This window comes from Formosa sp. F44, assembly GCF_056238645.1.
In genome coordinates, this window is sequence record NZ_JBWDLJ010000002.1 from 250,517 (window position 1) to 266,342 (window position 15,826).

The 15,826-nt window shown below is 34.1% G+C and carries 11 protein-coding genes; 4 read left to right on the forward strand and 7 right to left on the reverse strand.

Features of this window, described 5'->3' with window-relative positions; genetic code table 11:
- Nucleotides 1–95: 95 nt before the first annotated feature.
- Nucleotides 96–1,196: a DNA-processing protein DprA gene (gene dprA / locus AC0UBM_RS06070; protein ID WP_414035814.1), complete on the forward strand. Its 1,101-nt coding sequence runs from the start codon at nt 96–98 to the stop codon at nt 1,194–1,196.
- Between the two features lie 4 nt (nt 1,197–1,200).
- Here dprA and AC0UBM_RS06075 read toward each other — a convergent pair whose 3' ends face one another.
- The gene (locus AC0UBM_RS06075) at nt 1,201–2,658 is read right to left on the reverse strand and encodes a hypothetical protein (protein WP_475688052.1); all 1,458 of its coding nucleotides are present in this window, start codon (nt 2,656–2,658) and stop codon (nt 1,201–1,203) included.
- Between the two features lie 56 nt (nt 2,659–2,714).
- Nucleotides 2,715–3,683, reverse strand: a complete 969-nt coding sequence (trpS, locus tag AC0UBM_RS06080) for a tryptophan--tRNA ligase (RefSeq protein ID WP_475688053.1) — start codon at nt 3,681–3,683, stop codon at nt 2,715–2,717.
- Nucleotides 3,684–4,120: 437 nt separating this feature from the next.
- On the opposite strand from trpS, the gene AC0UBM_RS06085 reads away from it, so the two are divergent.
- The 3 genes from AC0UBM_RS06085 (at nt 4,121) to AC0UBM_RS06095 (ending at nt 11,599) form a co-directional block, all read left to right on the forward strand.
- On the forward strand, nt 4,121–7,405 hold the full coding sequence (locus AC0UBM_RS06085; protein WP_475688054.1) for a T9SS type A sorting domain-containing protein: 3,285 nt from the start codon (nt 4,121–4,123) through the stop codon (nt 7,403–7,405).
- Between the two features lie 125 nt (nt 7,406–7,530).
- Nucleotides 7,531–10,707 carry a hypothetical protein gene (locus AC0UBM_RS06090; protein ID WP_475688055.1) on the forward strand — a complete coding sequence of 1,059 codons (3,177 nt, stop codon included), beginning with the start codon at nt 7,531–7,533 and terminating at the stop codon, nt 10,705–10,707.
- Nucleotides 10,708–10,834: 127 nt separating this feature from the next.
- Nucleotides 10,835–11,599 (forward strand): lysophospholipid acyltransferase family protein, encoded by a 765-nt coding sequence (locus AC0UBM_RS06095; protein WP_414035809.1) that lies wholly within the window; start codon nt 10,835–10,837, stop codon nt 11,597–11,599.
- 24 nt (nt 11,600–11,623) lie between these two features.
- Here the strand turns inward: AC0UBM_RS06095 and AC0UBM_RS06100 are convergent, their stop codons facing one another.
- The 5 genes from AC0UBM_RS06100 to recA form a co-directional block, all read right to left on the reverse strand.
- A complete protein-coding gene (locus AC0UBM_RS06100) occupies nt 11,624–13,063 on the reverse strand; it encodes a hypothetical protein (protein WP_475688056.1) in 1,440 nt (479 codons plus the stop codon).
- Nucleotides 13,064–13,606 carry an RNA polymerase sigma factor gene (locus tag AC0UBM_RS06105; protein ID WP_414035807.1) on the reverse strand — a complete coding sequence of 181 codons (543 nt, stop codon included), beginning with the start codon at nt 13,604–13,606 and terminating at the stop codon, nt 13,064–13,066.
- A 30-nt stretch (nt 13,607–13,636) separates the two neighbouring features.
- Nucleotides 13,637–14,086: a hypothetical protein gene (locus tag AC0UBM_RS06110; RefSeq protein WP_475688057.1), complete on the reverse strand. Its 450-nt coding sequence runs from the start codon at nt 14,084–14,086 to the stop codon at nt 13,637–13,639.
- A 23-nt stretch (nt 14,087–14,109) separates the two neighbouring features.
- A complete protein-coding gene (locus tag AC0UBM_RS06115) occupies nt 14,110–14,571 on the reverse strand; it encodes a hypothetical protein (RefSeq protein WP_475688058.1) in 462 nt (153 codons plus the stop codon).
- 144 nt (nt 14,572–14,715) lie between these two features.
- Entirely contained in the window at nt 14,716–15,723 is a 1,008-nt protein-coding gene (gene recA, locus AC0UBM_RS06120) for a recombinase RecA (protein WP_414035804.1), read from the reverse strand.
- Nucleotides 15,724–15,826: the final 103 nt, after the last annotated feature.

Genomic DNA, 15,826 nt, shown 5'->3' on the forward strand with positions numbered 1-15,826 from the left:
AAGTAATTAGTTTCTTGTGTGTTAAGAATCAATTGTTTAATTTACGGTAATGGATTAAATATATTTTACAAAGAAGAATTTAGCTTGATGTAATTATGACTGACGATGAACTTTTATGTGTTTTAGCATTGCAACACGTTCCCAATATTGGAGATGTGGGGGCTAAAAAATTAATAGCGCATTGCGGTTCTGCTCAAGCTGTGTTTAAAGAGAAAAAACATATCCTCGCAAAGATTGATGGTATAGGAACCGTAAGATTAAATGGGCTAAATTTAGATACGCATTTAAAAGCGGCAGAAAATGAGTTGGATTTTATAAAAGAAAATAATATTTGCTGTTTATATTTTGAAAGTAGTGCGTATCCTGAAAAACTAAAACATTGTATCGATGGACCTATTTTGTTGTTTCAGTCGGGAACTGTACAATTGCAGTCGCAACGAATTATTAGCATTGTGGGAACACGAAAAATTACGACTAGTGGTATTGCTTTTTGTGAAAAGTTAATTGAAGAACTCGTGCCTTTCAATCCCGTAATTATCTCTGGTTTTGCTTACGGAACGGATATAACTGCACATAAGGCGGCCATGAAAAACGGATTACAAACAGTAGGATGTTTGGCACATGGTTTAAACCAAACCTACCCAAAAGTGCATAAAAAATATGTGGCCGAAGTTGAAAAACATGGTGGTTTCTTAACCGATTTCTGGAGTACTTCTGTTTTTGATCGCAATAACTTTTTAAAACGTAATCGAATTATTGCAGGATTAAGTAGCGCAACTATTGTGGTTGAATCTGCAGAGCGTGGCGGTAGCTTGGTAACCGCTGATATTGCTAATTCTTACAACCGCGATGTGTTTGCCGTGCCAGGTCGAACTACGGATAGTTTGAGTAAAGGGTGCAACGATTTAATTAAACAGCAAAAGGCACAATTATTATCCACACCACTAGATGTAGCTTACATGCTAAATTGGGATATAGAACAGGAACAAAAAGTAATCCAAAAACAATTGTTTGTAGAGCTAGACGATCAGGAAACTCTGATTTTTGATTTTTTGAAAAAATCGGATAAGCAATTGTTAGATGCCATTGCTATTGCCTGTGGTTTACCTATTTTTAAAGTTGCAGGTATTTTATTAAATATGGAGTTAAAAGGCGTTGTGCGCCCGTTGCCGGGCAAGCTTTTTGAACTGATTTAACACATTACATGTTTATTTTTAGAATCCATAAATCTTCAAAAAAATCCAAACGCGATAATTCTCGTTGTTTTAGATACACTACTTCTGGATCTTCATTCGTTTCTAAGTAGATATAATCCCAATTATTTATTGGGTTTTTGTACGATCTGGGTTTTAGACCTTTCTCTGTTAAGAATTTTTTCCAGTTTTTAGCATTGTCTTCAACAGAAAACACATTCGAGACTAAATAATATCCCGCTTTTAAATTAGGGATAGAAGTAGACTTTAAACTTTTAATTCGTTCTAAGTCTTTTTCTTGTGGCAGTGCATACGTGTCAATATCTACCGTCATATAATAATCAGCATTTTTATTTTCTAAATAAATCGGACTGATTTCGGTTTCGAACGCCACGAAAAACAAATAAAACCGATCGGCTTTTGTTTTAAATTCAATGGTTAATTCCGAGCTATTATTAGACAGGATATTATTGTTTTCGTTTGGTATTTCAATTTTGGCCAAATCGAATCCAAGCGTATTCATACTGCTAGGGGTGCGATCTTTAAAGTATAAATCGTCTATAGTAATGGTGCTATTAAAAAAATTATCTTCTGCTCTCAACTTGTTTGAAAGTGGGATGTATTCATTTTTTAAATTATCGTACACATTACAAACATCTGTTTTAAATTTCTGGTCGCCTTCCAATGCACCTATGGACAAAGATGTTTTTATATCGCCTGCTTCATTTGTTTTAAAGTCGGAAAAATTAATGTGGACGGTCTCTTTATCGACTTCTAAAAACCCGTTATAGGTGGTAAAATATTTAGGTTTATCATCTGGGTTTTCATAAACCACATAAAGTAGCCAACCTCCTGAGCAACCTCCGGAAACGTATCCCTCTGTGGCTTTAATATTGGCAACAGTGTAATTCCCATTTACGGTTTCAGTTTCTTGTAATAATTCAGTGACATCCGAATAACACACATATGGTTTTGAGTCGTTAAAAGCGGAGTTTAAGTAGCTATCGTAAACAGTTAATCCTTTAACTTCTGTGTATTCCCCTTGTGGTGTTTTAAATAGAATAGTATTAACGTCTAGCGAGCGTTTATCGTTTCCTTTGTAAACCATTTGGTTGTTAAAAGAGCGTTTGCTACCCTTGTCGTATTTATAAATGGCACTCCAATACAGTGCGGCATATGCTATTTTTTGTGAATTTTCGGGAAGTGTCAATACAGCTTGACTGGAACTAAATGTCTCTTTATTATCGTCGACATCTATATATTCCATTTTTATCTTATCGTTAAAAATGGCTCTATCGTTAAAAGGTTTAGTGGCATGTTCACTAACAATATTATTGCCTATAAGAGCAGAGTTTCCTTTTAGATATAATTGATTATTAATTGAAAAATGTAAACCTTCTTGTGAATATCCATAATGAATACTCACAAAAAGGAATACAAATAATGTGTGTTTTAATTGAAGCATATTTCTATAATTTAGGGGAACTATATGCTTGTAAATATACAAAAACAAGAGGGCTATTAATACCCAACTTTAGCACGTACGCGACTTAAAGTGTCTTGAGCTACTAGTTTTGCTTTTGCAGCACCAACAGCCAGTGCTTTATCTATTTCTTCAAGGTTATTTATGTAATAATCGAAACGTTCACGTTCGTTGGCAAAACGTTCTACGATTAACTCAAAAAGCGCCTGTTTTGCGTGTCCGTAACCATAATTACCATTTTCGTAATTGGCTTTCATAGTTGCAATTTGCTCTTCAGAAGCCAATAATTTATAAATGGCAAAGCAATTACATGTGCTCCAATCTTTAGGATCTTCAAGTGGTGTGCTGTCGGTTTGAATGCTCATTACTTGCTTGCGTAATTTCTTGTCGGTTTGAAATATATTAATCAGGTTATTTTTACTCTTACTCATTTTGGCACCGTCGGTACCCGGGATTAAGATACCGTCTTCCTGAATTTTACCTGTTGGAAGCACAAATGTTTCTCCCATTTTAGCATGAAAACGTGAAGCCACATCGCGTGTCATTTCAATATGCTGTAATTGGTCTTTACCAACCGGAATGATTTCGGCATCGTATAAAAGAATATCTGCAGCCATTAGCATAGGGTACGTAAATAAGCCTGCGTTTACATCTTCTAAACGATCGGCTTTATCTTTAAAACCATGTGCTAAGGTTAAGCGCTGATATGGAAAAAAACAGCTTAAATACCAGCTTAATTCTGTGGTTTCTGGAATATCACTTTGTCTATAAAACACTACTTTTTCAATATCTAAACCAAAGGCAAGCCAGGTGGCGGCAACACAATAGGTGTTATGTCTAAGGGTTTCTGCATCTTTAATTTGAGTTAAAGAGTGCATGTCTGCAATAAATAAATACGATTCGTTTGTGTCTATTTCAGACATTTTTATTGCAGGAATAATTGCTCCTAATAAATTTCCTAAATGTGGTGTTCCAGTGCTTTGTACACCGGTTAAAATTCTTGCCATGATAATTATACTGATTGAATCGCAAAGGTAATTGTTTTAAATAAAAAATCAATCTCGTCTAAAACCTTTTGTAGCGTTTAATTATGACCCTATTTGTATGATTAATTTATGCCATTATTTAAATAAGCGGTATCTTTATTGTGAAGCGTACTTATTTAGTTCTTTTAATGGTTTAGGTAAATTAATATTTTTAATGGAGTTGTCTTAATGTGAGTGACTTAATGTAGCTTGTCTTTGCTTGGATTAGAGGTTTTTGTTCATTGATAAGTATAATAAAACACAGGTATTTAGCCGTTCATAGGAATTAATTTGCAAGTAGGCTAAATTTTTTGCTTGAACTAATCTATTTGTTAATTTTGTACTACAATTTACCATTATGCTTTAATTCTCCCAAAAGTGAACCGTGGTTTTATAGTCTTAATAAAAAAATCCTACTTATGAAAAAAATTACTTTTCTTTTACTTTATAACATAATCTCTAAACAAATCCTGACCGTTTTGCTGTTGTTATTTACTACCACTTCGGTTTTGGCACAGACATTTACGGTTACAGATGTATACCCGACTCGGGTGACAGCTAAAACCACCGTGACGGTTATAGGTACTGGATTTTCTATATCTAATGTACCTAAAATAAGTGTTAATGTCGGTAATGGGATAACGGTAGGAGCAAATAAATATGTTAGTACTACTGAAATGACATTTGAAATTGACTATAACGAAATAGAAGGTGCCAACGATAAAACAGGAGAACTTACCCTTACATATAAACCTGATGAAAATACTAATACTAATATTCCCGTTCCTAATTCTGTAAATACTATTAATTATATTGGATATGTCAAAAAAGGTAGTGAATGGTCTTCATTTGATAAAATAACAGAAATATATACTAATTGGGATTATAATAATGCGGGGTATTGGAAATCGAGCTGGTACGATAGTGCTAATGAAAATACATGGCCTAATGATAGGCATGAATTATTAGCTTTTACTTTCAAAGGTGTCACTTATTCTACAGGGGTAGATGATGCTTTGCTTACAAGTAAAGGTGTTAGTTACACCCCTCAGAATTATAAAGCATATTCTACCAATGGAATTCAGGGAATTACTGGTGGTGCGAATTACCTTTTAATGGCAGACTTAATAGATGGGGTAGTGGGTGAAGGTAGAACGATAACCTCTCCAGAGATATTAGGATACACAATATTAGATGCTGTTACTGGTGGTAAAAATGGTTTAGACTTGGGGACAGGGGTTACTAATTTTAATAGATCTTCAAGTATTCGTTTTTTTAGTGGTAACGGTCAAGTAGGGGCTATTGGAGATGCGATTCCGGATCTAATAGTTACACAGGTAGCTCAAGCTGGAGGTAGTGATATCTATTATTACGCAGACATTAGAGGGAATGTTGTAGGGAATCCGGTACAAATGTATATAGATAAAAACGGGAAAAATTTAGCAGAATGGAGAGTGGACTTGTATAGCTTTCCTCCCGGTACTAATTTTGACGTTGCTACTCCATTAGGTAGGTCATACACATCAAATGAAAGTCGAGAGTTAAAGATGCTCGCTTTAAAATTGGAGGATTTTGGTTTAAATGCAACTAACATTGCAGATGTTAATAATATAAACTTGGGAGCAGAAGGAACTTCAGATATTGCTTTTTTAGCGTATAATACATCTGCTTTCGAAATTAAGTCTCCTGAAGTCGAAAAATATCCGGTATCCAGATACATATGTCGTATTCCTAGTACGAAGGATGTTGAGTTTAAGGCTGTTGTTGGTATTGAGGGAAGTTCGAGCGCAGATCCTTTAGAAAATTTGAGCTATCAATGGTTTAAGTATAATGAAGAAATAGATGGGAAGACATCGGATAATTTATCAATTACCGACGTAGATATAGATGATTTAGCAACCTATAGATTGAAAGTTTCAAACGGTTATGGGAGTTCTTTATTACCTGTTACACTGTCTGAAGGTGGGGTGCCTACCACATGGAATAATGCATCTGAAACATGGAATTTACCTTCGGCATATACAGAAACGGGGTATGAAATAACTGTTGCGGATGAGGATAGAAAATTAATTTTTTCTGATGGGTATGATAAAGTAGCAGATCTTTTAGCTTGTGATTGTTTTGTGCCAGCGGGAAATAATGTTATAATTAAAGAAGATAGTAAAATTGTATTGTATAATAATATAATCGTTGAAGCAGAGAGATACGTTGTTGATGAAGATGACAATACGAATAATTATACAATTCCGGCAGGAACTTTCACTCTTAAAAATAACGCAAGTTTGGTACAAATAAAAGACGACTATGACAACGACGAGAAAGACAAATATAAAAATACAGGGGATATTAATGTAGAGCGTTTACCAGAAAACATAAAACTTTACGATTATGTATATTGGTCTTCGCCTGTTGAAGGGTTTGATGTCTCTAATATTCCAACCTCTAGAACTTTTAAATGGGATCCTACTTCTGTTAATGCTAATGGAAGCACAGGAGATTGGATAAGTGTTAGTAGTGAAATCATGGTTCCAGGATCAGGGTATATTGCACGAGTGCCTAATGCTGCGCCTTTTACAACGACATTTACAGGAGTACCTAATACTGGGGAAATAACTATTCCTGTGAAAAAATCTAAAGGAACATTGCCTGCAGAAGAAGGAAATAGAGATTTTAATTTAATAGGTAACCCTTACCCTTCAGCTATAAATGTTACTGATTTTCTAGTGTTAAATACCAATTTAGACGGTTACGTAAGAATTTGGACGCATAATAATGGGGTCGCACAAGGGGGAGACAGTGGTTTTTATGAAAATTTTGGATATAATTATATCGATTCATATATAAAAGTGAATGGCACAGGGTCTTCTACACCAACTTTTAATGGGAATATTGCGTCAGGGCAATCATTCTTTGTGAAGTTAAATAGTTCCGCAGATAGTACTGTAGAATTTACAAATGAATTGCGTTATAATAATTCAGAAAACGCATATAATAATAATGAATTTTTTAGGGGCAATGTTGTGAGTTCAGAAGAAAAACAGCTGTTATGGTTAAATTTGGTGAATGATAAAAAATTATCACAGAGCACATTAATAGGATATGTAAATGGAGCGACTACAGGAAAGGATAGACTTTTCGATGCACCTGCTGGAGGAGACGATTTTAAAATATATTCTTTAATTTCAGATGAAGAAATGGTTATTCAGGGGCGTTCATTACCTTTTTCAGATGCAGACGAAGTGCCATTAGGAATTCAAGTAGTGGCAAATGGTTCCTATCAAATTGGTATTGATAATCTAAAAGGGTCTTTGTTCGAAAACGACGGTCAAGATATTTATTTACTAGATACATATTTAAATATTGAGCATGATCTAAGACATTCTCCATATTCATTTACAGCGACTGCGGGAGTCGTTAATGATCGTTTTGTGTTGAAATATGTCGCCTCTACCACATTGTCTGTAGGTGAAGATATATCAAACAACACATATGTTTACATTAAGGATGCTACATTATATGTGAGAACGACTAAAACGATAAAGGACATTAAAATTTTTGATTTCAGTGGTAAACGTATTCAAAATTTCCAAGATATTTTGAAGTCTAATGAGTTTAGTTCTTCTTTTCCTTTTGCTAACGGTGGTTATATTGTAAACATTACCTTAGAAAACGGAAATGTGATCAATAAAAAATTAATTAATTAATTAATTATACATACAGTTTGTTGGTTTGTCTATAAAATCAAAAAATAATTATTTACCATTAATCAATTTATAACAAAAAAAGGTTCATTTTTTAGCTTTTAAATGTTCACCTAAATCTTTAACTTATGAAAAAAAAAATTACACAACTACAGAATAATAATTGGTTTAAAAGCATGCTATTTGCAATGGCTTTTATGGCTTCAATACAGGGGCTTATTGCCCAAACTGTTACGGGAGTTTACCCTACAAGGGTAACAACTAACTCTACGGTAACCGTTATAGGATCCGGCTTTACATCTACTACTGCTGTAAGTATTCCAGGTATATCCATTACTACTGGTAGTAAAATATTGGTAAGTAGTACTGAAATGACTTTTCGAATTGGTCAATCTACTGAAACTGATGTGACAGGGGTATTAAAAGTTGGAGGGGTAGCTTCAGGTATTAATGTTGATTATATTGCCCCAATTCATAAAATACTTGAAAATGGAGAAACTAGTAATGTAGCGAAAATCACAGAGATTTTTACAACCTATAATGGGTTTTGGAGATCTTCTCAATGGAAGGCAGATCCTACAAACGAAGATCTAAAACCGAATACTAGCCATGATTTATTAGCCTTTACTTATAATGGGGTTACATATTCTACAGGTGTAGATGATGCTTTACTTTCAGCCAATGGGGTGGTGTTTGATTCACAACTATTTTATGCTTACAGTACTAATGGTTTGGACGGAGTAACTTATAATCAAAATTATTTAGCAATGGCTGATATGATTGATGGAGAAGTAGGTGAAGGAGCTGAAATCACTTCTCCTGAAATTTTGGATGCGAATATTTACGAAGTACTTATTGATGGTGTAAATGGATTAGATATGGGTACTGGTGTAACTAATTTTAATCAATTAGCTGATGTGCAATTCTACAGTAGTGGTGGGCAATTAGGTGCTGTTGAAGATAAAGCACCTGACTTTCTAATTACTCAAATAGCGCAAGCGGGTAGTACAGATGTTTACTATTACACAGATAACTCAGGAAATGTTGTAGGGAAACCAATAAAACTAACAATTAAGGAGCAAACGGAACCTGAAGGTGATGCTCTATTAGCGTATTGGAGATTGGACTTATATACTTTTGCATCAGGAATAAACTATGGTTTGGCAGAGCCTAAAAGAAGAACTTTCACACCAAATGAAGAAAGGCCTATTCGTATGGCAGCATTTAGATTCGAAGATTTTGGTATTAATGAGAGTAATGTAGCAGATATTAACAATATTAATATGGTCGCGGGTGGAACGGCAGATCTTGCCTTTTTAGCTTATAATCGTGGATCGTTTAATATTAAAACACCAGTATTTAAAGAGTATCCTGTTTCTAAATATGTGTGTGAGGTACCTACAACTAAATCGGTTACATTTACAGGTACTGCAGGTGTTTCTGGTGGGGATACAGGAACTCCGGAAGAAAAAATTACTTATCAGTGGTATAAATTTAACGATATCATTCCTGGAGCAACTTCTAATTCTTATACAATTCCGGGGGAAATTAATACAAATACTTTCGGTACATATAAGTTAAAGGCAACAAATTCATTTGGTTCTGTTATTGTACCAATTAAATTAATTCATGGAGGAACTCCTGTTTTTTGGGATGGAAGTAAATGGGAACTACCTCCTTCTTATGTTAAAGCAGGAATTACTGTTAAGCCAGAAGATAGGCGATTTGTTTTTTCTTCTGATTATAATGAAGTTGCTGATTTAGAGGGGTGTGATTGTGTCGTGCCTTCAACTAGTAATGCTACAATCCCTTCAGGTTCTGTTTTAAAACTAACAGGTAACGTAAATGTAGAAGCAGGAGGTAGTTTAACCTTTGAAGATAGCTCTAGTTTAATTCAAATTAACGATGTCTCAAGTGAAAATATAAATAGAGGTAATATTATAATGCAACGTAATGCAACTGGTATTAAAGATTTCATTATTTGGTCTACTCCAGTAAAAGATTATAATATCACAAATTTATCATCACCATATACTAGTAATGCTTATTTATGGGATGTTAAAAAAGGTACATTAGGGGATTGGACTTTTACTAGCGGATTAATGTCGAACGCTAAGGGGTACGCAGTTCTTGTTCCATCTAATTTTCAACCTAGTGGGTTTACTGCTAATTTTGGAGGTACACCGCTTAACGGAACAATCTCGATAGATGTGTTAAAAACAAGTGATGCTAATGCAAAAGCGGAACTTAAAAATTGGAATATCATAGGTAACCCATATCCGTCAGCGATAAGTGCAGATGAGTTCTTAGCTAAAAACACTTTGTTAAACGGAAATATTCGTCTGTATGCAAATAATTTAGAAATTTCGAATGTAGCGTCAACGTTATCGGGAGCTCCGTATCAGAATTTGGTATATGACTATAATGAGCAATATATTAGTTATAATGCAACAGGAGCTAACCCACCTCAAGCTACAGTTGGAAATATTTCTTCAGGACAAGGGTTTTACGTACAGTTAGCTGAAGGTGCTGCAGAAGGAAAGGCGGTGTTTACAAACGACATCAGATACGACGAAGATGGTATGGCTTATGATAACTCACATTTCTTTAAAACAAATGTGGAAACTACAGCTAACAATGAAAAGCAACTAGTATGGTTAAGTTTAATAGACGCTAGTAATGCTTCTGCAAGTGCATTAATAGGTTATGTACAAGGTGCTACTTTAGGAAAAGATAGAATGTACGATGCGTATTCTGATATGCAAGGGTTAGATCTTTATACTATGGTAGAAGATTCTAAAATGGTTATTCAAGGGCGTCCATTACCTTTTTCTGCTTCAGATTTTATTCCTTTAGGTGCTAATCTTCCTACAACTGGAAGTTATAAAATTGCAATAGGTGATTTACAAGGTTCTGAATTTATGGATAATGCACGTGGTATTTATCTTGAAGATACCTACCTTAATTTAGAGCATGATTTAAGATCTTCTCCATATGAGTTTTCTGGAGAACAAGGAGATATTAAAGATCGTTTTATCTTACGTTTCGAACAGACACTTTCTATAGAAGATAGTGTGGCGTCATCAACCTACGTTAATATTATTAATGATGTTTTAAATGTAAAATCATTAAAAAATATTAAAGCGGTTAATGTATTCGATATAAGTGGTAAAAAAGTGACTTCATTTAAACCTAATGGACAAAGTAAGGAGCTTAGTGAATCCTTTAAATTTTCTAAAGGAATCTATCTAACTTCTGTAGTTTTAGAAGGTAATGTGGTAGTGACTAAGAAAGTTATAAACTAAAAATAACATTCACATAATTTTTAAAAGGCCTCTGTTTTCAGAGGTCTTTTTTTTGTGTTTAAAAAGCTGTTTTATTACCTACATTCAGTACTTGTACTTCAATACAAATGTGTATTTTTGACAAGGTATGGCGTTTTATAAATATATTTTATGGATTTTGTATAGAGTATGGTTCTACATCCTTGTAGCAATTCCTATACTTTTACTTTTCCCTTTTCTTTTAATTTCAATTTTAAAAGAATCTTGGTATCCTTACTTTTTTAAGATGGCTAGATTGTGGTCTAAATTTATTTTAATAGGTATGGGGTTTCGTTGGAAGATAGAACGAGAAGAGGTCCCACAGAGCGGTAAAAGCTATATGTTTATCGCAAATCATACATCAATGACCGATATTATGCTCATGCTAGTTACGGTAAAAAATCCATTTGTATTTGTGGGTAAAAAGGAACTTGCAAAAATACCGTTATTCGGATTTTTCTATAAGCGAACTTGTATATTAGTAGATCGTGATAGTCTTAGAAGTAGACATGGTGTGTTTAAGCAAGCAGAACATAGATTACAGCAAGGCTTAAGTGTTTGTATATTTCCTGAAGGCGGTGTTTCCGAAGAGGATATTCTTTTAGATGGTTTTAAAGATGGTGCATTTCGCCTGGCCATTAATCATCAAATTCCAGTTGTACCTATTACATTTGCAGATAATAAAGCGCGTTTCTCATTCGATATTTTTAGTGGTAGTCCAGGTCAAATGCGTGTTTGCGTTCACAAATTCTTAAATACGGAAGGATTAACATTAAAAGAGGTTAAAGTTTTAAAAGAAGAGTCTCGGGACATTATTCTTAACCAGTTGTATGAATTTCAAAATGAAAAGAGCCTGACGACAGTAGTGCGCTAAGCTCCATAAAAGTATTAAAGCGTATTAAAATTTATAACTAAAACCGGTGTAGACTCCTATAATATAGGGTTTAAAGTTTCCTGAAGTATTATTGAAAGCATTTAATTGATATTTAAAAGTAGGTTCTAAATTTAAATAGAATCGTTTTGAAAAATTATAATCAAAACCAATTCCAAAATTGGTGCTAAAACTTATATCATTAATATTTGTAGCTTCTCCTATAAAGGTTTTATTAGAATTAACTTCGGAATAAATCCTATTATCGCCTAATATAAATGTGCTAAATCCGCCAATTACATGAATTCCAAAACGTGTATTTAAAATATTATATTCAATTTCTAAAGGTACTTCAAAATAATTTATATTCTGGTTTATCGTACCTTTCTCACTGGATTTTGCTAGGGAGTTGCTCGCGATATTAGTATCGACTTTATCCGAGCTAATAAAAGTTAGATTTTGGGCCTGATTGTCTGAAGATAAATGCTGTAAATTGGGCGTTTCTTTACTGTTTACAAGCCCCGGATTCTCAAATAAAAAGACATCGTTAGTATTAAAACTTAGTTTTAAGTTGTTAACGCCTGATCTTATTTTTAAACGGTTGTTAATAGCATATCCAACACCAATTCCATAACTGGTATTAATCTCTCCAGATTTACTATTGTTTACAAACTGATCGTCTAGATGTGAGCCCTCTCCTGTGCTACCATAAAATACTGGTGCAAGGTTGGAGTGAACGTTCCACTTTTTAGGTCTTCCATCTTGTTTTGGAAGTGTTTTAGTGGCAGCTATGGCATCTTCTATGCTTAGAGTATCTAACGTTGAGTTTTCTTCAAGTACAGGGTTAGAAGGCGTTTCCTTGTCGTTTAAAACGATTTGGGCATCTTTTGTTGAATCTATAACTCTATTGTGGGTTTTAGTTCTAGAAGGCGTGTCTAAAATTGATTCCTCCTTCGCATTGTAATCCTGTTTTACGAGTGCATTCGGGGTAGATGATTTTTTTTCTTTTACAGGTTTGTGTGTTGCTAAAATGTTTTCATTCGCATTTTTGGCAGAATTAGTTTTATTCGCAATAGAAGTTGAATTTTCTTCTTTATTTAGATGAGGTTGTTTATCTGTGCTATGCGGAGTTTCTGAATTGGAGTCGTCTCTTGGTTCATCTTTATCTTGAGTAATTGTCACGTTGCTTTCAGAATCTATTTTAGTAGAAATTGGGGTGTCAGCAATAATATTAGGTGATGTAATTGTAGAATTATTTGCCTTATAAATAAAGTTTCCAATAGCTAGTAACAATACTAAAATAGCGGCAACACCAGAAGCGCGCCACCATATTGGAATAACCCGTTTTGGCTTGTTTTGTTCTTTTAATTTCGCTTCGAGAGCATTCCAGACTTCTGGGTTTGGGGGAACGTCAAGGTCTTTTAAGCGCTCTTGAAATAAACGGTCTATGTTTTTCTTATCATTCATTTATACAGAATGTGATTCAAGATTTGAGTTGTCTTTTTCGATTTTTTCTTGCAATATTTTCCGAGCTCTAGCTAGATTAGATTTTGACGTTCCAATAGAAATTTTAAGCATTTCGGAAATGTCTTTGTGCGAAAAACCGTCTAAAACATAAAGGTTAAAGACCAATCGATACCTGTTAGGTAATGTTTGAATGAGTTTTAAAAGATAATCTAACGAGATATCCTCATGGTCGTTAACTTCTATGGTTTCATCAACAATATCGTCATTTATAATATCGAAAACACCTTTTTCGCGATAGCGCTGTAATGCTGTATTTATTGCAATGCGCTTTAACCAACCTTCAAAAGAGCCTGTGTTATTATATTGAGATATTTTACTGAATATAGTCAAAAAGGCATCTTGCAGATTGTCTTGAGCTTCTGCCGTGTTACGCGAATACTTTAAACAGACGGAATATAATTTGCTAGAAAAGAGCGTATATAATTCACTTTGTGCTTTAAGGTTATTCCGTTTACATTTATGTATGAGCTGGTCTAAACTCAAAGGTCGTTATTAGTTCGTTATTATTTTATTTTATTCTAAAACTTCAGTTTCGTATTCTAAAAATATACCTTCTCCATCTTCGTCTTCTCCAGTCCAAAATCTAAAAACGTATGGCCCTGCAGTTATTGGTTCAAAATCAAAATATACTTGAGTAGTTTCGTCTAGTTCTTCACACTCTTCTTCTGTGAAGATTCTATTAATTACAGCTACAGTTCTCACTTGAGTGTCAATTAATTCGCCATTAGCATCTTCTATGTCTTCAGTGCTTCTTCGGTAATCTAGAGTGTAAAAACTATAACAGTTTGTTGGTCTAACATAATCTACTGTAATTCTGTATATTTTTCCTACTTCCATGTCGTCTGGTATATCTGCAGATTCTGTAGGTATTACACCGTAAGTGAAGTTAGAAGAATAATCGTCGTTTGTATCGCAAGATGCCAATGTTAAAGTGGCTACGAATAATAATAGTAATTTTTTCATGAGTTTATTTTTTTAATATAGGTTTATTCAGAAATTTGAACAGGATATTCTAAGAAAATACTTTCTCCATCTTCGTCTAGACCTGCCCAGAATCTAAAAATATACGATCCTGTTTCTAGAGTTTCGAAATTTACTGGAGTTTGTGCGATGGCGTCTAAATCTTCACATTCGTCACCCGATTTCACTTCAATTTTATTAATAACTGCAAATGTTATAATTTTTGTTACCGTTGGTTCTTCGTCAGGATTGTCTTCGTTTTCAGTTTCTTCAACACTGCTTTCGATATTAGTAGTGGCATAAGAGTAACACGTTGTTGGCTGATTATAATCTATAGTAATTTTATAAGTTTGGTCGGTCACCATAGTTGCTGGAACATCGGCAGACACTGTTGGTACAGCATCGAAATAGTAATCTGTGTCGTCGTCACTAGAATCGCAAGATGCTAGCGTTAATGTTGCTGCAAATAATAAAAGTAATTTTTTCATGTCTATAAATTTAAAGGGTTTATTTATAGATGTAAAATTTTAAAAAGGTTGCGTCGAAAAATGAAAAATCCCGAAAATAAATCGGGATTTAATCTTTTCGAACAGTTTTAAGGTAAGACCTTACTGTGTTTAAATGCGAATTAATTATTCTTTCATCGCTTTAATGGCGTCCTTGATTTTAATTTCAAGTTCTTCAAATAATTCTGGATTATCTTTTATCATGACTTTCACAGCATCACGACCTTGTCCTAGTTTTGTGTCTTGGTAGCTAAACCATGATCCACTTTTCTTTACAATTTCTAATTCTACTGCTAAATCTAAAATTTCTCCTACCTTAGAAACACCTTGTCCGTACATAATGTCGAATTCTGCTATTTTAAATGGTGGAGCCACTTTGTTTTTAACCACTTTTACTTTGGTTTTGTTACCCATAACGTTTCCATCAGAATCTTTAATCTGAGTAGATCTACGAATGTCTAAACGTACAGAGGCATAGAATTTTAATGCATTACCACCTGTTGTTGTTTCTGGGTTTCCAAACATAACACCAATCTTTTCACGTAATTGGTTAATAAAAAACATGGTACAGTTTGTCTTGCTAATAGAACCTGTAAGCTTACGAAGGGCTTGAGACATTAAACGGGCATGTAATCCCATTTTAGAATCTCCCATTTCACCTTCAATTTCACTTTTTGGTGTTAACGCGGCAACCGAGTCAATAACTACAATATCTATAGCTCCAGAACGCACTAAGTTCTCTGCAATTTCTAACGCTTGCTCTCCGTGATCTGGTTGAGAAATAATTAAGTTATCTATGTCTACACCTAATTTTGCAGCGTAAAATCTATCGAAAGCATGCTCTGCATCAATAAATGCAGCAATACCTCCAGCTTTTTGTGCTTCGGCAATGGCATGTAATGTTAATGTTGTTTTACCAGAAGATTCTGGTCCGTATATTTCTATAACACGACCTCTTGGGTATCCTCCTACGCCTAAAGCTAAATCTAAACCTAAAGATCCACTTGGTATCGCTTCAACCTCAACCACGGCTTTATCACTCATTCTCATTACGGTACCTTTTCCGTAAGTCTTGTCTAGTTTATCTAAAGTTAGTTGTAGTGCTTTTAATTTTGCTTCTTTTTCCTTGCTCATCTAATTGTGTTTTTTTACTGAAATAAGAGTTGCTAAAATACTATTTCTTTGGTCATCTAACAATTTTATAATGCAACCTTTTTCAGCCTCTAATAAAGTACGT